Below are 21108 nucleotides of genomic sequence, written 5' to 3' on the forward strand. Positions count from 1 at the left end.
AAGCCGGGAAGGCGCTCTTATGAAAAGGCCAAGCCTGTTGTTGGACGGGCTTTGCGAGGGCGGCTCAGTTGAGGCGCAGTACCGATTGTGGGCTGAAGCCCACCCTACGAGTTGGGCTGATGCCCTTCCCACAAAAAACAAACCCGCGCCGGTTGGGGCGCGGGTCTGTGGGTGTCGCGCGGTGATCAGAGTGCGGCGATCTTGCCGCGCTGCTCGACCATCTTGGCCAGGGCCTGTTCGGCCTCGGCCAGCTTGGCGCGCTCCTTCTCCAGCACTTCTGCCGGGGCCTTGGCGACGAAGCCCTGGTTGCTCAGCTTGCCGCCGACGCGCTGCACTTCGCCTTGCAGACGACCGATTTCCTTGTCCAGGCGCGCCAGTTCGGCGTCCTTGTCGATCAGCCCGGCCATCGGCACCAGCACTTCCATCTCGCCGACCAGGGTGGTGGCGGACATCGGTGCTTCTTCACCGGCAGCCAGCACGCGCACCGAGTCCAGCTTGGCCAGCTTGCTCAGCAGCGGCTCGAAGTCGGCCAGGCGGCGCAGGTCTTCGGCACTGGCGTTGGCGACGATGATGTCGATGCGCTTGGCCATGGAGATTTTCATCTCGCCACGGATCTGGCGCACGCCGAGCATCAGTTGCTTGACCCACTCGATGTCACCTTCGGCGGCGGCGTCGATGCGGCTTTCGTTGGCCACCGGCCAGGGTTGCAGCATCAAGGTTTCGCCCTGCACGCCGGCCTGGGCCTTGATGCGCTGCCAGATTTCTTCGGTGATGAAGGGCATGAACGGGTGGGCCAGGCGCAGGATCACTTCCAGCACGCGCACCAGGGTGCGGCGGGTACCGCGCTGGCGCTCGATGGGGGCGTTCTCGTCCCACAGCACCGGCTTGACCAGCTCCAGATACCAGGCGCAGTACTCGTCCCAGATGAACTCGTACAGGGTTTGCGCGGCCAAGTCGAAGCGGAAGGCGTCGAGGTGGCGGGTCACGTCAGCCTCGGTGCGCTGCAGGGCGGAGATGATCCAGCGGTCTACCGGGGACAGCTCGACCGCCTCGCCGTTGATGCCGGTGTCCTTGTCATCGGTGTTCTCGATAACGAAGTTGGCGGCGTTCCACAGCTTGTTGCAGAAGTTGCGGTAACCCTCGACGCGGCCCATGTCGAACTTGATGTCGCGACCAGTGGACGCCAGCGCCAGGTTGGTGAAGCGCAGGGCGTCGGTGCCGTAGGCGGCGATGCCCTCAGGGAATTCGGCGCGGGTCTGCTTGGCGATCTTCTCGGCCAGCTTGGGCTGCATCATGCCGCTGGTACGCTTGGCTACCAGGGATTCGAGGTCGATGCCATCGACGATATCCAGCGGGTCGAGCACGTTGCCCTTGGACTTGGACATCTTCTGGCCTTGACCGTCACGTACCAGACCGTGAACGTAGACGGTCTTGAACGGAATCTGCCCGGTCAGGTGGGTCGACAGCATGATCATCCGGGCGACCCAGAAGAAGATGATGTCGAAGCCAGTGACCAGCACGTCGGTGGGGTGGAAGGTCTTGAGGTAATCGGTCTGCTGCGGCCAGCCAAGGGTGGAGAAGGTCCACAGGCCGGAGCTGAACCAGGTGTCGAGCACGTCTTCGTCTTGGCGCAGGTTGGCATCGCCGAGGTTGTGCTTGGCGCGGACTTCCGCTTCGTCGAGGCCAACGTAGACGTTGCCGGCATCGTCGTACCAGGCCGGAATGCGGTGGCCCCACCACAGCTGACGGCTGATGCACCAGTCCTGGATGTCACGCATCCAGCTGAAGTACATGTTCTCGTACTGCTTGGGCACGAACTGGATTTCACCGCTCTCGACCACGGCGATGGCTTTCTCGGCCAGCGGCTTGGTGGAGACGTACCACTGGTCGGTCAGCCAGGGTTCGATGACGGTGCCGGAGCGATCGCCTTTCGGTACTTTCAGGGCGTGGTCTTCGATCTTCTCCAGCAGGCCGGCAGCCTCGAAGGCTGCGACGATCTGCTCGCGTGCGACGAAGCGGTCGAGGCCGGCGTATTCGGCCGGCAGGCTGCCGTCGATCTCGGCATTGACGCTGCCGTCGATGTTGAACACCTGGGCCTGAGCCAGCACCGCGGCGTTCTTGTCGAAGATATTGATCAGCGGCAGGTTGTGGCGCTTGCCGACTTCATAGTCGTTGAAGTCGTGAGCCGGGGTGATCTTCACGCAGCCGGTGCCGAACTCGGGGTCGCAGTAGTCATCGGCGATGATCGGGATGCGGCGGCCCAGCAGCGGCAGTTCGACGAAGCTGCCGATCAGCGCCTTGTAGCGCTCGTCTTCCGGATGCACGGCCACGGCGCTGTCGCCGAGCATGGTTTCCGGGCGGGTGGTGGCGACGATCAGGTAGTCATTGCCCTCGGCGGTCTTCTTGCCGTCGGCCAGCGGGTAGCGCAGGTTCCACAGCGAGCCTTTCTCGTCGTGGTTTTCCACTTCCAGGTCGGAGATGGCGGTGTGGAACTTGGTGTCCCAGTTGACCAAGCGCTTGCCGCGATAGATCAGACCGTCTTCATGCAGGCGCACGAAGGCTTCTTTCACGGCTTCGGACAGGCCGTCGTCCATGGTGAAGCGCTCGCGCGACCAGTCCACCGAGCTGCCCAGGCGGCGAATCTGACGGGTGATGGTGCCGCCGGACTGCTCCTTCCACTCCCAGACTTTCTCCAGGAATTTCTCGCGGCCCAGGTCGTGGCGGCCAATACCCTCGGCGGCCAGCTGACGCTCGACCACCATCTGCGTGGCGATGCCCGCGTGGTCGGTGCCCGGCTGCCACAGGGTATTGCGGCCCTGCATGCGGCGGAAGCGGATCAGCGCATCCATGATCGAGTTGTTGAAACCGTGGCCCATGTGCAGGCTGCCGGTGACGTTCGGCGGCGGGATCATGATGGTGTACGGCTCGCCCGAGCCTTGCGGGGCGAAGTAACCCTTGGCTTCCCAGTTCTGGTACAGGGCAGTTTCAATGGCGTGCGGCTGGTAGGTCTTGTCCATGCGCGGCGGGACCCTTTGACGGCTGATCGGAAAAGCCGACAAGTATACCGCTTCTGAACGCCAAGCCATAAGCCTTGAGCTGTAGGGCGGGTGCAACCCGCCATCCGTGGTGTGGCGGGTTGCACCCGCCCTACGGGAAATGGCAGACCCGCGTTCAGTTGGGTGGCGGCTTCGTCTACTTGCGTGGCGGCAGCAGGCGCGGCAGGCGGGCTTCGAGGCGGCGCTTGAGTTCGGCCTCGATCTGCGGCACGAAATCGTCGATCACGTCCTGCAGGATCAACTGGGCGGCCGCGCGCAGCTCGGCATTGAGGTGTTGCAGATCGCGGGCGCTGTCATGCAGGCGTGGCTCGATGCGCTCGCGCAGCACGCTTGGCGCAGGCGCAGGCTGCGGGGCTGGTGTCGGTTTGGGCGTCGGCGTTGCATGGAAGGGCGGCGGCGGGCCAGGCGGCGCGCTGACGATATCGGACAGCACCGGAATGCTGTCCGGGTCCAGCGAGTCGATCAGCAGCGGTGGTTCACTGCCGTTATCGCCCAGCAGCTCGCGAATCGACTCCAGGTCGTGCAGCAGTTGAGCAGGTTTTTGCGGAGGCTTGGGGGTGTCCATGATCATCGGTGCAGCGAGAAAAAGGGCTGGAGTTACTTGTGTTGTGAGCGTGCACGGACACTAAAGTTCGACGCGTTGCGGATCATACCCGCGCTGGCGATAGGTACGGAAATTCTCGCGACAGGCGTTGAGCAGTTCAGGCTGCTGATTGACGATCTCGATGATGCGGGAAAAGCGCTCGACATGCGGCGACAGGCTGCTGCCGAGGTTGATCAGCACGCCTTGCTCGGCACTGGGCACTTCGTCGATGCCCAGCACCACGGGCGACAGCGGCGCATCGCGATGCAGATCATGAGGCACGAAACGTTCGGCTTTGAACGTCCACAGCAGTTCGTCGAGTTCACCGCACTGCGCCTCGTCGCTGCCGCGAACGAACACCGGCAGGCCGGCGCTCCAGGCCTTGAGCGCCAGTTGGCAGGCGGCGCGCAGGCGACCCACGGCGTCGTTGGAGGAGAGAACGTAGAACTCGATTCTGGGCATCTGGGGCTTCGACGATAAAAGGCGAATGGCGGTGTATCGGATTCTGTAGGAGCGGGTTCATCCGCGATAATTCGCGATGAAATCGCGGATGAATCCGCTCCTACAAGGGTATGGCCCGGATGCTGGATCAGACCTTGGCGCGATCCAGCAGGTACTGGGTCAGCATCGGCACCGGACGGCCAGTGCCGCCCTTGTCCTTGCCGCCGCTGATCCAGGCGGTGCCAGCGATATCCAGGTGCGCCCAGTGGAAGTTCTTGGCAAAGCGCGACAGGAAGCAGCCGGCGGTGATGGTGCCGGCCTTCGGCCCGCCGATGTTGGCGATGTCGGCGAAGGGGCTATCAAGCTGCTCCTGGTACTCGTCGTACAGCGGCAGTTGCCAGGCGCGGTCGTCGGCGCTTTCGCCAGCCTTGAGAATCTGCTTGATCAGCGCGTCGTTGTTGCCCATCAGGCCGGAAACGTTGCTGCCCAGGGCGACGATGCAGGCGCCGGTGAGGGTGGCGATGTCGATCACCGCCTGCGGCTTGAAGCGCTCGGCGTAGGTCAGGGTATCGCACAGCACCAGACGGCCTTCGGCGTCGGTGTTGAGGATTTCCACGGTCTGCCCGCTCATGGTGGTGACGATGTCGCCGGGGCGGGTGGCGCGGCCGCTGGGCATGTTCTCGGCGCAGGCCAGCAGGCACACCAGGTTGATCGGCAGTTGCAGCTCGAGCACGGCCTTGAGGGTACCGAACACGCTGGCGGCGCCGCACATGTCGTACTTCATCTCGTCCATGCCGGCGGCCGGTTTGATGCTGATGCCACCGGTATCGAAGGTGATGCCTTTACCGACCAGGGCGAAGGGTTTGTCGTCCTTCTTACCGCCCTGGTAGTGCATGACGATCATCCGTGGCGGCTGCTCGCTGCCCTGGGCCACGGCGAGGAAGGCACCGGCGCCCAGCTCCTTGAGCTTCTTCTCGTCGAGGATCTCGACCTTGAGGTTCTTGTGCGCCTTGCCCAGGGCCTTGGCCTCTTCGGCCAGGTAGCTGGGGTGGCAGAGGTTCGGTGGCAGGTTGCCCAGGTCTTTGGTGAAGGCGACGCCGTTGGCGATGGCGCGGGCATGCTGCAGGCCGCGTTCGGCATCGGCCAGCTCGGCCTTGTCGACGACCAGGGTGATTTTCTTCAGGGCGCGCGGGTCGGCTTTCTGGCTCTTGAACTGCTCGAACAGGTAGGTGCCATCAGCCAGGGTCTCGACGATCAGGCGGGTCTTGCCGTAGGTATTGCGGCCCTTGACCTTGAGTTCGCCCAGGGCGAGCAGGGCATCGCCGCCGCCCAGACCCTTGAGCACGCCATGCACGCTTGCAACCAATTTGCGCAGTTGACGGTCGGATAGATCGCCCTTGCCGCAGCCCACCAGCAGTACACGCTCGGCCTTGAGTCCCGGCAGGCTGTGCAGCAGCAGGGTCTGGCCCGGCTTGCCGGCGATGTCGCCACGCTTGAGCACGGCGCTCAGCGCACCGTTGCTGGCCAGGTCGACGGCCTTGGCCGCAATGCCGAGCTTGCGGCCTTCACCGATGGCGACGACCAGGGTCGCGGTTTTCAGGGTTTCCGGGCGTGTGCTTTTGACGAGGAATTCCATAGTGAGCTGTCCCCAAGACAAAGAGTCGGGTTTGACGGATAATGGCCGCCATTTTTCGAGGGCCCACCCTGCGGTGGGCCGGCAAGTAGGTGCGGCTAGTGTGAGCGCTCGCGCCTGAGCCTGACAACCCTGGAGCGTCCGGTTTGATCGTCTTCCGTTATCTGTCCCGCGAAGTGCTGGTGACCCTCAGTGCGGTGAGTGCCGTGCTGCTGGTGATCATCATGAGCGGTCGTTTCATCAAATACCTGGCTCAGGCTGCGCAGGGCGTGCTCGACCCGGGTGTGCTGTTTCTGATCATGGGTTACCGGATTCCCGGTTTCCTGCAGCTGATTCTGCCGCTGGGCCTGTTCCTCGGTTTCCTGCTGGCCTACGGGCGCCTGTATCTGGATAGCGAGATGACCGTGCTGTCGGCCACCGGTGTCAGTCAGCAGCGCCTCACCGTCTACAGCATGGCACCGGCGCTGATCGTCGCGCTGCTGGTGGGCTGGCTGAGCATGGGCCTGGCGCCACAAGGTGTGGCCAGCGTGGCGCGCATCCTCAACGAGCAGGACGCCCTGACCGAACTCGATACTCTGGTACCGGGGCGCTTCCAGTCGCTGCGCGATGGTTCGCGGGTGACCTACTCGCAGGAGCTATCGCCTGATCGCAGCGAGTTGCGTGGCGTGTTCATGTCGGAGAAGCGCTTCTCCACTGATGGCACCTCGGAGCGTGGTATTACCGTGCTGGTCGCCGAGAGTGGTCGTCAGGAAATTCAGGAGGATGGCAGTCGCTATCTGATTCTGGAAAACGGCTATCGCTATGACGGTGAGCCGGGCGAGGCCGACTATCGCGCCATCCAGTACGACACCTATGGCGTGTTGCTGCCCAAGCCGGAAGTGGCCATCGAGGCCAGCGAGCGCGAGGCGACCCCGACCCGTGAGCTGTTCGGCAGCGATGACCCGCGCATGCAGGCCGAGTTGCAATGGCGCCTGTCACTGCCATTGCTGGTGTTCATCGTCACCCTGCTGGCCGTGCCGCTGTCGAAGGTCAATCCGCGTCAGGGCCGCTTCCTCAAGCTGTTGCCAGCGATCTTCCTCTATATGGCTTATCTCGGTCTGCTGATCGCCGCCCGGGGCGCCCTGGACAAGGGGCGTTTGCCCGCGGGGCTGGGCTTGTGGTGGGTGCACGGCATCTTCTTCGCCATTGGCATGCTGTTGTTGTACTGGGAGCGTCTGAGTCTGTGGTGGGCCAGTCGTCGTGCGCCGGTGTCGGAGGTGGCTCATGGCTAAGTTGGATCGCTACATCGGCACCCAGGTGTTCTTCGCCATTCTGGCGGTGCTGGGGATCATTCTCGGCCTGGCACTGCTGTTCGCCTTCATCGACGAATTGGGTGATCTGAACAAGGGCGATTACGGTCTTGGTCAGGCGCTCTGGTACGTATTGCTGACCGCCCCGCGTCGTGCCTACGAGATGTTGCCGATGGCAGCACTGATCGGTTGCCTGATCGGTCTCGGCACGCTGGCCAGCAACAGCGAACTGACCATCATGCGTGCGGCGGGTGTCTCCATCGGGCGCATCGTCTGGGCGGTGATGAAACCCATGCTGGTGCTGATGCTGGCCGGCATTCTGATCGGCGAATACGTCGCGCCGCTGACCGAGAACCAGGCTCAGGCGGATCGCGCGCTGGCCCAAGGTGGCGGTGCGGCGCAGAGCTCCAAGCGCGGCATGTGGCACCGTCAGGGGCAGGAATACGTGCATATCAACGCCGTACAACCCAATGGCATTCTGCTAGGGGTGACGCGTTATCGCTTCGATGACGAGCGTCGCCTGCTTTCCTCCAGCTTCGCCCGTCGCGCCGAATATCGTGACAACCACTGGATGCTGCGCAACGTGCAGACCACCGTGCTGCATGAGGACCGTTCCGAGGTGATCAACCAGCCGGAAGAGCGTTGGAAGATCGAGCTCAATCCCGAGCTGCTCGGCACGGTGGTGATGGAGCCTGAGGCGCTGTCGGTCACCGGGCTGTGGCAGTACATCCATTACCTGGCAGAGCAGGGCCTGAACAATGCCCGCTACTGGCTGGCATTCTGGACCAAGGTCCTGCAGCCGCTGGTAACCGGCGCGCTGGTCTTGATGGCGATTTCCTTCATCTTCGGCCCGCTGCGCTCGGTGACCCTGGGGCAACGTGTATTCACCGGTGTGCTGGTGGGCTTCATCTTCCGTATTGCCCAGGACCTGCTCGGCCCATCGAGCCTGGTATTTGGTTTCTCGCCGCTGCTGGCGGTGCTGGTGCCGGCCGGTATCTGTGCGCTGGCTGGGGTGTGGCTGCTGCGTCGGGCTGGCTGAGTCGATCAGGGGCATGAAAAAGCCGGTTCAATGAACCGGCTTTTTTGCATCTGCGCTGGGCTACTTCTTGTGAATATTCTTCGGCAGTTGCACCACACGACTGTCGGAATAGATGTCGTGCCAGGTGCGCCCCTGCTTGTCCCACAGCAGCCAGAGGAACCCCAGGCCAGCGAACAGCCAGGAGCCGATGGCGACCACGAAGCGCAGCAAGGCCTGCCACAGGTCGATAGCGCTACCGTCGGCGTTCTGGATGCGCAGCCCCCAGGCCTGCATGCCCAGTGTCTGGCCATTGTGCGTCCAGAACTTGGCGAAGAAGGCGAACAGCGACAGCAGCACCAGGCTGGCAAGAATCGGGTCATGATCCAGAGCGCCGGCCTCGGACATGGCCATCAGTGCATCGCCGCCGTGAATCAGGCGCAGGATGCCCTGCTGGTAGATCAGGGTGACGACCATGATCAGTGCCACGCAGAGCAGAAAATCGTAGAAGAGGGCCGCCAGGCGACGAATCAGCCCGGCAGTGGGGAAGTCTCCCTGCGGACGTAATTGGTGTTTCGGCATGATGGGCTCGCTGAGACGAAAGTGCGCGCCATTCTAACCGCGACTTCGCTGTCGATATAAAGATGCGCGCGGGCTATCTGTAACCTGGCGCTGCGACGGGAATGACAGGCAAAAAAAACCCCTGACAGATATCAGGGGTTCTTCAAAGCAGCGGCGATTAGCCCAGGACTTGAACCTGGTCAGCCTGCATGCCTTTTTGACCTTGCACAGCTACGAAGCTGACTTTCTGGCCTTCTTTCAGGCTCTTGAAGCCGTTACCTTCGATCGCGCGGAAGTGCACGAACAGATCCGGACCGCTTTCGGGAGTGATAAAACCAAAACCTTTCTCGTCGTTAAACCACTTGACGGTACCGTTCTGACGATTCGACATGTCTTTTTCCTTGAAACTAGAGTTGATGACAGCCTCCAAGTATAGAGGGCTGAGACTGGTTGCAAGGAGTAATAGAAGTCGAGCGGGATGTAGCGGATCTAGATGATCTGCTGCACCAGAGTCACGATTCACAGCGACCCATGCAAACAGTTGCTTCACTCTACGCTAACTTTTGCGCAATTGCCAACCCCCGCCAGCAAGGTCGCCGGCCAGGTTTTGCGGGGCTTGTCGAGGTGCCGAAAAAGTTCATCGGCAACATGCTTGCAACAATTGTCTGAGTTGTTTGTGCAGATACGAAAAAGCCCGCAAGACCAATGTCTTGCGGGCTTCGAATCGTGGTGCCCCGGGGGAGACTCGAACTCCCACTCCTTTCGAAAACGGATTTTGAATCCGCCGCGTCTACCGATTCCGCCACCGGGGCACGATGGCGGCGCAGTATAGGGACGCACCTTGCTTCGGTCAATCGGCGTTAGCGCAGTGATTGGTTGATCTACTAACGGCAATGGCGCGGCTAGTGGCATACGGCTTTTATTGCGTGGTTACCGCTAGTATCGTCCGTTGTCATCAAGAGCGCTGAGCGCGACGTGCATAGAGTGTCCGGGGCAGACCAATGTTGGGAGGGGGAGTGATCAACGTCTTGTGCGGAGCACTTGTTGCCGGTCTGCTATTTACGTCCGTTGTTCAGGCCAAGACGCTGACCTACGCCGTGACCGATGAGAGCTGGGTGCCGTACTGGATTGTCGATGAGCAACGGGTCAGTGGAATTCTCCACGAGTTCATGCTCGCGCTGGATGAGCGATTGCCAGAGGAGCTGCAAGCCAGTCACCCGCTGCCGCCTCTGCGGACGCAGAAGCTGTTCCGTGAAGGGCAAGTGCAGATCGAATGTTGCGTGAGCAAAAGCTGGCGTAGCGATGGCGATCAGGAGTCGGTGTCGTTATGGACGGTGCCGGTGCTGGAAACCGAAGAAATGTTGATCTTCGCGCCGGGCAGACGTTTTCCCTACCAGCATCTGCAGGATTTGCAGGGACGCTCGATCGCAACGGTACGCGGTTATGGTTATGCCGGCAGTGAGTATTTTCAGCGCAACGATGGCGCCGATGCCCGAGCGCTGATCTATCTGGTGGCTCAGGGGCGTAGTGACGCCGGTATTCTGGATCGCCTGGAGTGGCGCTATCTTCAGCATGAAGATGCGCAGTTGCAGGCACCACGTTGGCAGGTAGAAGAAGGGCCGACGATCAATCGCTCTCAGCTGCGCCTGCGCCTGCATCGACAGTTGGCCGGGCGGCTTGAGGTATTCAATGCTGCCATTCGTTCTCTGCAAGTCGATGGCACCCTGGCGCGTATCGTCGCTAGGTACGCGCCTAAGGCTCACGTGGTCGGCCTGGTGGAAATCCGGTAAGCTTTGCCACCCTGCAGAAATACCCCCTCCGAATCATGCGTGTTGCCGATTTCCACTTCGACCTTCCCGAGTCGCTGATCGCTCGTCACCCTCTGGCCGAGCGTCGTGCCAGTCGCCTGTTGCAGCTCGACGGCCCAAGCGGTGAGCTGCGCCACGGCCAGTTCACCGATGTGCTGGAGCAACTGCGTCCTGGTGATCTCATGGTGTTCAACAATACCCGAGTGATTCCGGCACGTCTGTTCGGCCAGAAGGCTTCCGGCGGCAAGCTGGAGGTGCTAGTGGAGCGTGTGCTCGATCAGTATCGCGTGCTGGCCCATGTGCGCTCGAGCAAGTCGCCCAAGCCCGGTTCGCGGATTCTCATCGAGGGTGGCGGCGAGGCCGAGATGGTCGCGCGCCACGACGCGCTGTTCGAGCTGCGTTTTGCCGAGCCGGTGCTGCCGCTGCTGGAGCGTGTCGGGCATATGCCGCTGCCTCCTTATATAGATCGACCGGATGACGAAGCGGACCGTGAGCGTTATCAGACCGTCTATGCGCAGAGGGCGGGTGCCGTGGCGGCTCCGACTGCCGGCCTGCACTTCGATGACGAACTGCTGGCGGCGATCCGTGCCAAGGGTGTGGACACCGCGTTCGTGACGCTTCACGTCGGTGCGGGCACTTTCCAGCCGGTGCGGGTCGAACGCATCGAAGATCACCACATGCACAGTGAGTGGCTGGAGGTCGGCCAGGATGTGGTCGATGCTGTCGCCGCCTGTCGTGCGCGTGGTGGGCGCGTGGTCGCCGTCGGCACCACCAGCGTACGTTCGCTGGAAACTGCTGCGCGCGACGGTGAGCTGAAGCCCTTCAGCGGTGATACCGACATCTTTATCTACCCCGGTCGTCCCTTTCATGTGGTCGACGCCTTGGTAACCAATTTCCACCTGCCCGAGTCGACCCTGCTGATGCTGGTGTCGGCCTTCGCCGGCTACGCCGAGACCATGGCCGCCTACCGCGCTGCGGTGGAGCAGGGCTATCGCTTCTTCAGTTACGGTGATGCCATGTTCATCACCCGCAATCCCGCCGCGCGCGGGCCCGAGGTTTGAGTATGTCGCGCACCTGTCGCATGTCTTTCGAGTTGCTGGCCACTGACGGCAAAGCCCGTCGTGGTCGCCTGACCTTCCCGCGTGGTGTGGTCGAGACCCCAGCCTTCATGCCGGTGGGCACCTATGGCACGGTCAAGGGCATGCTGCCGCGCGATGTTGAGGATATTGGCGCGCAGATCATTCTCGGCAATACCTTTCACCTGTGGCTGCGTCCGGGCATGGAGGTGATCAAGAAGCATGGCGACCTGCACGACTTCATGCAGTGGCAGGGGCCGATCCTCACCGACTCCGGCGGCTTCCAGGTGTTCAGCCTGGGCGCGATGCGCAAGATCAAGGAGGAGGGCGTGTACTTCGCCTCGCCGGTCGATGGCGCCAAGGTCTTCATGGGGCCGGAAGAGTCGATGCAGGTGCAGCGCGACCTGGGCTCGGACATCGTGATGATCTTCGACGAATGCACGCCGTACCCGGCCGAATTCGATGTGGCCAAGCGTTCCATGGAGCTGTCGCTGCGTTGGGCCAAGCGCTCGAAGACCGCACACGGCGAGAGCAGCGCAGCGCTGTTCGGTATCGTCCAGGGTGGCATGCATGAAGAGCTGCGCATGCGCTCGCTCGAAGGGCTTTGCGAAATCGGCTTCGACGGCCTGGCCATTGGCGGGCTGTCGGTCGGCGAGCCGAAGGAAGAGATGATCCGTGTGCTGGATTTCCTGCCGCCGCACATGCCGGCCGACAAGCCGCGCTACCTGATGGGTGTAGGCAAGCCGGAAGACCTGGTCGAGGGAGTGCGTCGTGGCGTGGATATGTTCGACTGCGTGATGCCGACGCGCAATGCGCGCAACGGCCACCTGTTCGTCGATACCGGCGTGGTGAAGATTCGCAACGCCGTGCACAAACACGACGACTCGCCGCTGGACCCGACCTGCGACTGTTACACCTGTAAACATTTCTCGCGTGCTTATCTGCATCATCTGGACAAGTGCGGCGAAATGCTCGGTAGCATGCTCAATACCATCCATAACTTGCGGCATTATCAGCGGGTTATGGCTGGTTTGCGCGAGGCTATCGGACAGGGTACATTGGCCGCCTTCGTCGAAACCTTCTATGCCAAGCGCGGCCTGCCTGTGCCGCCGCTTGACTGATTCCCGAACGATTCAAGATCTTTTCCATTAGGAGTGATACATGAGCTTTTTCATCCCCGCCGCTTACGCTGACACCGCGGCTGCTGGCCCTGCCGGCAGCGGTTTCGAGTGGGTTTTCCTGATCGGCTTTCTGGTCATCTTCTATCTGATGATCTGGCGTCCGCAGGCCAAACGCGCCAAGGAACACAAGAACCTGCTCGGCAGCCTGCAGAAGGGCGACGAAGTGGTCACCAGCGGCGGTATCGCTGGCAAGGTGTCCAAGGTTGCTGACGATTTCGTGGTGATCGAGGTGTCTGACACCGTCGAGCTGAAATTCCAGAAGCAGGCCATCGCTGCCACCCTGCCCAAGGGCACGCTGAAAGCCATCTGATTCGGTTCTTAGTTTCCATTCGACGGGGCGCTTTAGGGCACTTCTAAAAACGTAGGCGAGGCAGCCAGCGCAAGGCAAAAACAGGCGAAAAACGGCCGGGGTCGCGACCGACTTTACGAGCGGTTTTCGAGCATTTTGAGCCTGTTTTTAACGCAGCGATGGCAACGCAGGTAGTTTTTAGAGGTGCACTTTAGCGCCCCGCGTCATAAAGCGGGCGGCTCGTTCATGCTCAATAAATACCCTCTGTGGAAGTACCTGCTGATTTTGTCCGTTCTGGCAATCGGCCTGGTGTACTCCATTCCCAACCTTTATCCAGACGATCCTGCCGTACAGATCAGTGGCGCCAGCTCGGCGCTGAGCATCGAGCAGGCGGATGTCGACCGTGCCAGCAAAGCGCTGCAGGACGCCGGTATTGCCGTCAAGGCTGCCAGCATCGACGAGCGTGGCCGTGGTGGTCTGATTCGTCTGACCAGGCAGGATGACCAGTTGCCGGCCAAGGACATCGTCCGCCGTGCGCTGGGCGATGATTACGTCGTGGCGCTGAACCTGGCGCAAACCACCCCCGACTGGCTGCGTAGCCTGGGTGCGAGCCCGATGAAGCTCGGCCTGGACCTGTCTGGTGGTGTGCACTTCCTGCTGGAAGTCGACATGGACAAGGCGCTGGATGTGCGCCGCAAGGTCTATGAAGGTGAGATCAAGAGCCTGCTGCGCAAGGAGCGCATTCGCTACCGCAGCATGCCGGAAAGCAATGGTCGGATTCAGCTCGGCTTCGCCGACAGCGACACGCTGGACAAGGCGCAGCGCCTGATCCGCAAGGATTACAGCGATTTCGAATTGACCACTGTCGAGCGCAGCGGCCAGCAGATTCTGCAGTTGGGTCTGACTCAGGCGAAGATCGCTGAGATTCGTGAGTACTCCATTCGCCAGAACCTCACCACTGTACGCAATCGCGTCAATGAACTGGGTGTGGCCGAGCCGCTGGTGCAGCGCCAGGGCGCCAACCGCATCGTGGTGGAGCTGCCGGGCGTGCAGGACACTGCCGAGGCCAAGCGTATTCTCGGCAAGACCGCCAACCTGGAGTTCCGTCTGCAGGCCGACCCCAATGCGCCGCGTGGCGCCACCGAGTCCTTCGGCTTCCGTGAGGAAGGTCGTCCGCCGGTACAGCTGGAGCGTGAGCTGATCATCACTGGCGATCAGGTGACCGACGCCCAGGCCAGTTTTGACGAGAACGGTCGCCCGCAGGTGAACATTCGCCTCGATGGTCACGGCGGCGAGCTGATGAACCGCGCCACCCGTAACAATGTCGGCCGCAGCATGGCGGTGATCTTCATCGAGCAGAAGCCGGTCACCCGCTACGTACGTCAGACTATCGACGGCGTCGAGCAGGAAGTTGCCATTTCTTCCTTCGTGGAAGAGAAGAAGATCATCAGCCTGGCGACCATCCAGTCGGCACTGGGCAGCCAGTTCCGCATCACCGGCCTGAACGGCCAGGGCGAGTCGTCCGAGCTGGCGCTGCTGCTGCGTGCCGGTGGTCTGGCGGCACCGATGTACTTCGCTGAAGAGCGCACCATTGGCCCGAGCCTGGGTGCCGAGAACATTGCCAAGGGTATTGCTTCCACCGAGTGGGCGATGATCTTCGTGGCTATCTTCATCATTGCCATCTATCGCTTCTTCGGTGTGCTGGCGACCGTTGCCCTGGCGTTCAACCTGGTGCTGCTGGTCGGTCTGATGTCGGCCATTGGCGCGACTCTGACCCTGCCGGGTATCGCCGGTATCGTGCTGACCCTGGGGATGGCGGTTGACGCCAACGTGCTGATTTTCTCGCGGATACGCGAGGAACTGGCCAATGGGCTGCCGGTGCAGCGTGCCCTGCATGAGGGCTTCGATCGTGCCTATTCGGCGATTCTGGACAGTAACCTGACCACCTTGTTGGTGGGCGGCATCCTGTTCGCGATGGGGACCGGTCCGGTGAAAGGCTTCGCGGTAACGCTGTCGCTGGGCATCCTTACGTCGATGTTCACCGCCATCATGTTCACCCGTGGTCTGGTCAACCTGATCTTCGGTGGCCGTAACTTCAAGAAGCTGTGGATCTGAGGTGCAGCCATGATCAAGTCAACCATTCGTTTCATGGCGATCCGCAATATCGCCTTCTCCATTACGGTCGTGCTGACGCTGATCGGTCTCGGCGCGCTGTTTGCCAAAGGGCTGAATTTTGGCCTGGATTTCACCGGTGGCACCCTGATCGAACTGCAGTATGAGCAGCCGGCCAATCTCGATCTGATCAAGAGCGAGTTGGGCCAGGCAGGCTATGCCGATGCTGTGGTGCAGAGCTTCGGTGCCAGTACCGATGTGCTGGTGCGTCTGGCTGGCGATTCCCCTGATCTGGGTAATGAGGTCGCGGCTGCGCTGCGCAAGGTCGACGAGGCGGCGCGCTTCGAGGTCAAGCGCGTCGAGTTCGTCGGCCCACAGGTGGGTGAGGAGCTGCGTGACCAGGGCGGTATCGCCATGCTCCTGGCGCTCGGCGGGATCATGCTCTACCTGGCTTTCCGCTTTCAGTGGAAGTTTGGTGTTGGTGCGATCGCTTCGCTGGTGCACGACGTGGTGATCACCCTGGGTGTGCTGGCGTTCTTCCAGATTCCATTCGACCTGACGGTGCTGGCGGCGGTGCTGGCGATGATCGGTTACTCGCTCAACGACACCATCATCATCTACGACCGGATTCGTGAGAACTTCCGTGTACTGCGCAAGACCTCGCTGATCGAGAACATCGACGTTTCGATCACTCAGACCCTTCTGCGTACCATCGCCACCTCGCTGTCCACTGCACTGGCCTTGTTGGCACTGCTGTTTTTCGGCGGTGACGTACTGGCGGCCTTCGCGCTGACCCTGTTGGTCGGTGTGGTGGTGGGGACCTACTCGTCGGTCTACATCGGCGCCACGGTGCTGGTGTGGTTGAAGCTCAGCGTGGAGGATCTGATTCCTCCTGTGGCCGAGGCCGAGGCAGACGACGGTCGTCCATGATGTTGTGACGCGCTTCATGAAAGTCAGCGAAAGCCGCGGCAAGTCGAACTTGTCGCGGCTTTTTGCTGTCCTAGGCAGGGAGAAGGGCGCGAGTCGCCGAGCCTAGGAGACACAAAAATGAATAAATCAATGTTGGTAGGTGCCGTACTGGGTGCTGTGGGTGTGACCGCTGGTGGGGCCGTCGCCACCTACAGTCTGGTTGATCGTGGCCCGGACTATGCCGAGGTGCTGGCCGTAACCCCGATCAATGAAACCGTGAAAACGCCGCGGGAAGTGTGCAAGGACGTGGCTGTCACCCGTCAACGTCCTGTGCAGGACCAGCACCAGATCGCTGGCACCGCTATCGGCGCCATTGCTGGTGGCCTGCTGGGTAATCAGGTCGGTGGCGGTACTGGCAAGAAGATTGCCACCGTGGCAGGTGCGGTCGGCGGTGGTTACGCCGGCAACAAGATTCAGGAAGGCATGCAGCAGCGAGATACCTATACCACCACCGAAACCCGCTGCAATACCGTGACCGACACCAGCGAGAAGCTGGTGGGCTATGACGTGAAGTATCAGTTGGGCGAGAAGGTCGGTACCGTGCGCATGGATCGTGATCCGGGCAGCCGTATTCCGGTCAACAAGCAAGGTGAGCTGGTGCTGGTGCAGCAGGCTCAGTAAGAATCTAAAGCAATAAAAAAACGCCCCTCGGGGCGTTTTTTTATTGTTCGATGGAACTCAGCGTTTCATCGAGGGTGCCAGATGTGGCTGGATCGCGGTCAGCACGGCCTTGAAGCATTTGGTGTTGCCGGCAACGATCTGGCCTTTCTCAAGGAATTCGTGACCACCAGTAAAGTCGCTGACCAGGCCGCCTGCCTCCTGGATCAGCAGGGCGCCGGCTGCCATGTCCCACTCGGACAAGCCGAATTCCCAGAAGGCGTCGTAGCGGCCGGCTGCGACATAAGCCAGGTCCAGGCTGGCTGCGCCGGCACGGCGAATGCCGGCGGTCTGGCCGGTCAGGCTGCGGAACATGTTCAGGTAGTTGTCCAGGTGATCGAGCTGGCCGTCACGGAACGGGAAGCCGGTGCCGAGCAGGGCGCCGTCGAGGCTCTTGCGGTTGCTGACACGCAGGCGGCGACCGTTGAGGGCGGCGCCACGGCCGCGGCTGGCGGTGAATTCTTCCTGGCGCACCGGGTCGAGGACGATGGCGTGCTCAAGGCGGCCGCGGTATTTGCAGGCGATGCTGATGGCGAAGTGCGGTACGCCGCGAACGAAGTTGGTGGTGCCGTCCAGCGGGTCGATGATCCACTGGTAGTCGGCGCCGTCGCCACTGCCTTCCAGCACGCCGCCTTCCTCGCCCAGGAAGCTGTGGGTCGGGTAGGCCTTGCGGATGGCCTGGACGATCATCAGCTCAGCGGCTTTGTCGACCTCGGTGACGTAATCCTTGGCGTCCTTCTCGTCGACCGAGATGACATCCAGGCGCTCGATGGAGCGAAAGATCATTTCACCGGCGCTGCGAGCGGCGCGCAGGGCGATATTCAGCATGGGCTGCATGGGCGGTTCACCTGGGGCGTTAAAGAAAGCCGGCCATGTTAGCAGAAAACCGTTGCCGATGAAGCGCCGTCTGTACGCTGCATGGCATTAATCGAAGGGCTTGGGTAAGATCATCGCCCCCCCCCTTGAGATTTCTGAGAGCGTCTGCGTTGCTGGACAATATTCGCGTGGTTTTGGTGGGCACCAGTCATCCGGGCAATATCGGCGGTGCCGCGCGGGCGATGAAAAACATGGGGCTGTCGCGTCTGGTATTGGTGGCTCCCGAAGATTTCCCCAGTGGCGAGGCTGTCGCGCGCGCGTCCGGTGCGACCGATGTGCTGGATGCTGCGCAGGTGGTCGATACCCTGGAGGAAGCGCTGGTGGGCTGCACCCTGGTGGTCGGCACCAGTGCGCGCGATCGACGCATCCCCTGGCCGCTGCTCGATCCGCGCGAATGTGCTGTGGCCAGCTGTGAGCAGGCTGCTGCAGGTGGTGAGGTGGCGTTGGTGTTCGGTCGTGAATATGCCGGCCTGACCAACGAAGAGTTGCAGCGATGTCAGTACCACGTGCATATCCCGTCCAACCCGGAATTCAGCTCGCTGAATCTGGCGGCGGCCGTTCAGGTGCTGGCCTATGAAGTGCGCATGGCCTGGCTGACGGCCTCGAGTCTGCCGACCAAGGTAGAGAAGCTGGAGTCGACGGCGATGCTCAATGCTCAGGCGGCGACCGCCGACGAGCTTGAGTCCTTCTACGGTCATCTGCGGCGCGTGCTGGTGATGATCGGTTTTCTCGATCCGCAGAAGCCGCGGCACCTGATGACGCGTCTGCGCCGACTGTATGGGCGCAGTGCGGTGAGCAAGTTGGAAATGAATATCCTGCGCGGCATCCTGACCGAGACGGAGAAGGCCGTGCGTGGAGAGTCTCACAAGCAGGGGAAGTCTGATGTTTGAGCGCATGCGAGAAGATATCCAGAGCGTTTTTCACCGTGATCCGGCGGCGCGCAATGCGTTCGAGGTGGTGACCTGCTATCCCGGGCTGCACGCTGTCTGGCTGCATCGCGTGGCGCACGCGCTGTGGCGTTCGGGCTGGAAGTGGCTGGCGCGCGTGGTCTCCAACTTCGGGCGCTGGATGACCGGTATCGAAATTCATCCGGGGGCGAAGATCGGTCGGCGTTTCTTCATCGATCACGGCATGGGCATCGTCATTGGTGAAACCGCCGAGATCGGTAACGACGTGACCCTTTACCAGGGGGTCACCCTCGGTGGCACCAGTTGGAACAAGGGCAAGCGTCACCCGACTCTGGAAGATGGGGTGGTGGTGGGGGCTGGTGCCAAGGTGCTGGGGCCGTTCACTGTCGGGGCTGGTGCCAAGATCGGCTCCAACGCGGTGGTGACCAAGGCGGTGCCGGCCGGGGCGACGGCAGTTGGCATTCCCGGCAAGATCATCGTCAAGTCTGATAACGAGCAGGAAGCCAAGCGTCAGGCCATGGCTGAGAAGATCGGCTTCGACGCCTACGGCGTGGGTCAGGATATGCCGGACCCGGTTGCCCGTGCCATCGGCCAGTTGCTCGATCACCTGCATGTGGTCGATGGTCGTCTGGAGGGGATGTGCAAGGCGCTGACGGCGCTCGGCAGTGATTATTGCGCTAAGGATCTGCCGACCCTGCGCGACGAGGACTTCGCCGACGTGTGCAAGGATCAACAGCAGGGCGACAAGCCGGCTGCCTGATGCAGCAGGAGGCGGGCTTTGCTATGATGCTGCCTTCTTTTGTGCGCAAGCCTGAGTAAATCAATAGGTCTTATAGTTGACTTAAATACTCGGGAATCGCATACTTCGCGGCACTTTAGTGATTCGTGGTAGAGCCATGCGACTGACCACCAAAGGCCGTTACGCCGTTACCGCCATGCTCGATCTGGCGCTGCACGCGCAGCACGGTCCCGTTTCCCTGGCCGATATTTCCGAGCGGCAGGGCATTTCCCTGTCTTATCTCGAGCAACTGTTCGCCAAGTTGCGCCGTGGCAGCCTGGTTTCCAGTGTACGCGGGCCGGGCGGTGGCTATCAGCTGTCACGCGACATGCGCGGTATTCAGGTGGCTCAGGTGATCGATGCGGTCAACGAGTCGGTGGATGCCACGCGTTGCCAGGGGCAGGGTGATTGCCATGCCGGTGACACCTGTCTGACCCACCACCTGTGGTGTGACCTCAGCCAGCAGATTCATGAATTCCTCAGTGGCATCAGCCTGGCCGACCTGGTCGCGCGCCATGAGGTGCAGGAAGTGGCCTTGCGTCAGGATCAGCGTCGCTGCTCTGGCAAGGCGCCACGCCTGGATAAGATTGAAGCGTCCGCCGTCGAATGAGCGGTGCGCTTGCCGATAGGAGAAGTCTGATGAAATTGCCTATTTACCTCGATTATTCCGCTACCACGCCGGTCGATCCGCGTGTGGCGCAGAAAATGAGCGAGTGCCTGCTGGTCGATGGTAACTTCGGCAACCCGGCTTCGCGCTCGCATGTGTTTGGCTGGAAGGCTGAAGAAGCGGTGGAGAATGCCCGCCGTCAGGTCGCCGAACTGGTCAATGCCGACCCGCGCGAAATTGTCTGGACCAGCGGTGCAACCGAGTCCAACAACCTGGCGATCAAGGGTGTTGCGCACTTCTACACCAGCAAGGGCAAGCACATCATCACCTCGAAGATCGAGCACAAGGCGGTGTTGGATACGACCCGCCAGCTCGAACGCGAAGGCTTCGAGGTGACCTATCTGGAGCCAGGCGAAGATGGCCTGATCACCCCGGCCATGATCGAGGCTGCGCTGCGTGAAGACACCGTGCTGGTGTCGGTCATGCACGTCAATAATGAAATCGGCACCATCAACGACATCGCTGCCATTGGTGAGCTGACCCGCTCACGTGGCGTGTTGCTGCACGTCGATGCCGCGCAGTCCACCGGCAAGGTGGAGATCGACCTGGAGAAGATGAAGGTCGATCTGATGTCCTTCTCGGCGCACAAGACCTACGGCCCCAAGGGTGTCGGTGCCCTGTACGTACGCCGCAAGCCGCGTGTGCGTCTGGAAGCGCAGACCCACGGTGGTGGTCATGAGCGCGGCATGCGTTCCGGCACCCTGGCCACCCACCAGTGCGTCGGCATGGGTGAGGCCTTCCGTATTGCCAAGCAGGAGATGGCGGCGGAAAACCAGCGCATCACTGCGCTGCGTGATCGCTTCTACCGCCAGCTCGAAGGCATGGAAGAGCTGTACGTTAACGGCAGCCTGACGGCGCGTGTGCCGCACAACCTCAACCTGAGTTTCAACTACGTCGAGGGCGAGTCGCTGATCATGGCGCTCAAGGACCTCGCCGTATCGTCCGGTTCGGCGTGCACTTCGGCTTCCCTGGAGCCGTCCTACGTGTTGCGTGCCCTGGGCCGCAACGACGAGCTGGCGCACAGCTCGATTCGCTTCACCTTCGGTCGTTTCACCACTGAAGAGGAGGTCGATTACGCTGCCGCCAAGGTTCGTGAGGCTGTGGATAAGCTGCGCGAACTGTCGCCCCTGTGGGATATGTTCAAAGAAGGTGTCGACCTTTCCACCGTGGAATGGGCAGCACACTGATAGCTGCCTGAAGAGCGGCACC

At 61.6% G+C, this 21108-nt stretch carries 20 protein-coding genes and 1 tRNA gene; 13 read left to right on the top strand and 8 right to left on the bottom strand.

Annotation, left to right across the window (positions count from 1 at the left end; all coding sequences use genetic code 11):
- Positions 1 to 185: 185 nt before the first annotated feature.
- The 4 genes from BLS08_RS04630 to BLS08_RS04645 all read right to left on the bottom strand — a co-directional run bounded on the left by BLS08_RS04630 (position 186) and on the right by BLS08_RS04645 (position 5716).
- A complete protein-coding gene (locus BLS08_RS04630) occupies positions 186 to 3017 on the bottom strand; it encodes a valine--tRNA ligase (RefSeq protein ID WP_017675212.1) in 2832 nt (943 codons plus the stop codon).
- Positions 3018 to 3192: 175 nt separating this feature from the next.
- Positions 3193 to 3621, bottom strand: a complete 429-nt coding sequence (locus BLS08_RS04635; protein ID WP_026088407.1) for a hypothetical protein — start codon at positions 3619 to 3621, stop codon at positions 3193 to 3195.
- Positions 3622 to 3681: 60 nt separating this feature from the next.
- On the bottom strand, positions 3682 to 4101 hold the full coding sequence (locus BLS08_RS04640) for a DNA polymerase III subunit chi (protein WP_017675210.1): 420 nt from the start codon (positions 4099 to 4101) through the stop codon (positions 3682 to 3684).
- Positions 4102 to 4228: 127 nt separating this feature from the next.
- Positions 4229 to 5716, bottom strand: coding sequence for a leucyl aminopeptidase (locus BLS08_RS04645; RefSeq protein ID WP_017675209.1), 1488 nt, complete (start codon positions 5714 to 5716; stop codon positions 4229 to 4231).
- Positions 5717 to 5859: 143 nt separating this feature from the next.
- Between BLS08_RS04645 and lptF the strand changes: the two genes are divergently transcribed.
- Both lptF and lptG read left to right on the top strand, forming a co-directional pair.
- Positions 5860 to 6984 (top strand): LPS export ABC transporter permease LptF, encoded by a 1125-nt coding sequence (gene lptF / locus BLS08_RS04650; protein ID WP_017675208.1) that lies wholly within the window; start codon positions 5860 to 5862, stop codon positions 6982 to 6984.
- Positions 6977 to 8041 (top strand): LPS export ABC transporter permease LptG, encoded by a 1065-nt coding sequence (gene lptG / locus BLS08_RS04655; RefSeq protein ID WP_017675207.1) that lies wholly within the window; start codon positions 6977 to 6979, stop codon positions 8039 to 8041. The genes lptF and lptG overlap by 8 nt, the downstream gene beginning before the upstream one ends.
- A 60-nt stretch (positions 8042 to 8101) precedes the next feature.
- Here lptG and BLS08_RS04660 read toward each other — a convergent pair whose 3' ends face one another.
- The 3 genes from BLS08_RS04660 to BLS08_RS04670 all read right to left on the bottom strand — a co-directional run bounded on the left by BLS08_RS04660 (position 8102) and on the right by BLS08_RS04670 (position 9390).
- On the bottom strand, positions 8102 to 8599 hold the full coding sequence (locus BLS08_RS04660; protein ID WP_017675206.1) for an RDD family protein: 498 nt from the start codon (positions 8597 to 8599) through the stop codon (positions 8102 to 8104).
- 157 nt (positions 8600 to 8756) lie between these two features.
- A complete protein-coding gene (locus tag BLS08_RS04665) occupies positions 8757 to 8969 on the bottom strand; it encodes a cold-shock protein (RefSeq protein ID WP_003459665.1) in 213 nt (70 codons plus the stop codon).
- Positions 8970 to 9305: 336 nt separating this feature from the next.
- Positions 9306 to 9390: transfer RNA gene (locus BLS08_RS04670), tRNA-Leu, on the bottom strand.
- A 204-nt stretch (positions 9391 to 9594) separates the two neighbouring features.
- Here BLS08_RS04670 and BLS08_RS04675 point away from each other — a divergent pair.
- The 7 genes from BLS08_RS04675 (at position 9595) to BLS08_RS04705 (ending at position 16634) form a co-directional block, all read left to right on the top strand.
- The gene (locus tag BLS08_RS04675; protein ID WP_017675193.1) at positions 9595 to 10368 is read left to right on the top strand and encodes a substrate-binding periplasmic protein; all 774 of its coding nucleotides are present in this window, start codon (positions 9595 to 9597) and stop codon (positions 10366 to 10368) included.
- A 35-nt stretch (positions 10369 to 10403) separates the two neighbouring features.
- Positions 10404 to 11447 carry a tRNA preQ1(34) S-adenosylmethionine ribosyltransferase-isomerase QueA gene (gene queA / locus BLS08_RS04680; RefSeq protein ID WP_017675192.1) on the top strand — a complete coding sequence of 348 codons (1044 nt, stop codon included), beginning with the start codon at positions 10404 to 10406 and terminating at the stop codon, positions 11445 to 11447.
- A gap of 20 nt (positions 11448 to 11467) precedes the next feature.
- Entirely contained in the window at positions 11468 to 12583 is a 1116-nt protein-coding gene (gene tgt / locus BLS08_RS04685) for a tRNA guanosine(34) transglycosylase Tgt (protein ID WP_026088405.1), read from the top strand.
- A gap of 40 nt (positions 12584 to 12623) precedes the next feature.
- Positions 12624 to 12953, top strand: coding sequence for a preprotein translocase subunit YajC (yajC, locus tag BLS08_RS04690; protein ID WP_017675190.1), 330 nt, complete (start codon positions 12624 to 12626; stop codon positions 12951 to 12953).
- A gap of 225 nt (positions 12954 to 13178) precedes the next feature.
- Positions 13179 to 15047: a protein translocase subunit SecD gene (secD, locus tag BLS08_RS04695; protein ID WP_017675189.1), complete on the top strand. Its 1869-nt coding sequence runs from the start codon at positions 13179 to 13181 to the stop codon at positions 15045 to 15047.
- A 9-nt stretch (positions 15048 to 15056) separates the two neighbouring features.
- Positions 15057 to 15974: a protein translocase subunit SecF gene (gene secF / locus BLS08_RS04700; RefSeq protein WP_017675188.1), complete on the top strand. Its 918-nt coding sequence runs from the start codon at positions 15057 to 15059 to the stop codon at positions 15972 to 15974.
- 117 nt (positions 15975 to 16091) lie between these two features.
- Positions 16092 to 16634 carry a glycine zipper 2TM domain-containing protein gene (locus tag BLS08_RS04705; protein ID WP_026088404.1) on the top strand — a complete coding sequence of 181 codons (543 nt, stop codon included), beginning with the start codon at positions 16092 to 16094 and terminating at the stop codon, positions 16632 to 16634.
- Between the two features lie 57 nt (positions 16635 to 16691).
- Here BLS08_RS04705 and suhB read toward each other — a convergent pair whose 3' ends face one another.
- Positions 16692 to 17507 carry a type III secretion system regulator SuhB gene (gene suhB / locus BLS08_RS04710; RefSeq protein ID WP_090336087.1) on the bottom strand — a complete coding sequence of 272 codons (816 nt, stop codon included), beginning with the start codon at positions 17505 to 17507 and terminating at the stop codon, positions 16692 to 16694.
- A 149-nt stretch (positions 17508 to 17656) separates the two neighbouring features.
- Here suhB and trmJ point away from each other — a divergent pair, with 149 nt between their 5' ends.
- The 4 genes from trmJ to BLS08_RS04730 all read left to right on the top strand — a co-directional run bounded on the left by trmJ (position 17657) and on the right by BLS08_RS04730 (position 21086).
- Complete coding sequence (gene trmJ / locus BLS08_RS04715) at positions 17657 to 18436, top strand: tRNA (cytosine(32)/uridine(32)-2'-O)-methyltransferase TrmJ (RefSeq protein WP_039964369.1); 780 nt, start codon at positions 17657 to 17659, stop codon at positions 18434 to 18436.
- Positions 18429 to 19214: a serine O-acetyltransferase gene (gene cysE, locus BLS08_RS04720; RefSeq protein WP_003459689.1), complete on the top strand. Its 786-nt coding sequence runs from the start codon at positions 18429 to 18431 to the stop codon at positions 19212 to 19214. The genes trmJ and cysE overlap by 8 nt, the downstream gene beginning before the upstream one ends.
- Positions 19215 to 19350: 136 nt before the next feature.
- Positions 19351 to 19842: a Fe-S cluster assembly transcriptional regulator IscR gene (gene iscR, locus BLS08_RS04725; RefSeq protein WP_003459690.1), complete on the top strand. Its 492-nt coding sequence runs from the start codon at positions 19351 to 19353 to the stop codon at positions 19840 to 19842.
- Between the two features lie 29 nt (positions 19843 to 19871).
- Entirely contained in the window at positions 19872 to 21086 is a 1215-nt protein-coding gene (locus BLS08_RS04730) for an IscS subfamily cysteine desulfurase (RefSeq protein ID WP_003459691.1), read from the top strand.
- The last annotated feature ends 22 nt before the right edge of the window (positions 21087 to 21108 follow it).

Source organism: Ectopseudomonas chengduensis (assembly GCF_900102635.1).
Lineage (GTDB): Bacteria > Pseudomonadota > Gammaproteobacteria > Pseudomonadales > Pseudomonadaceae > Aquipseudomonas > Aquipseudomonas chengduensis.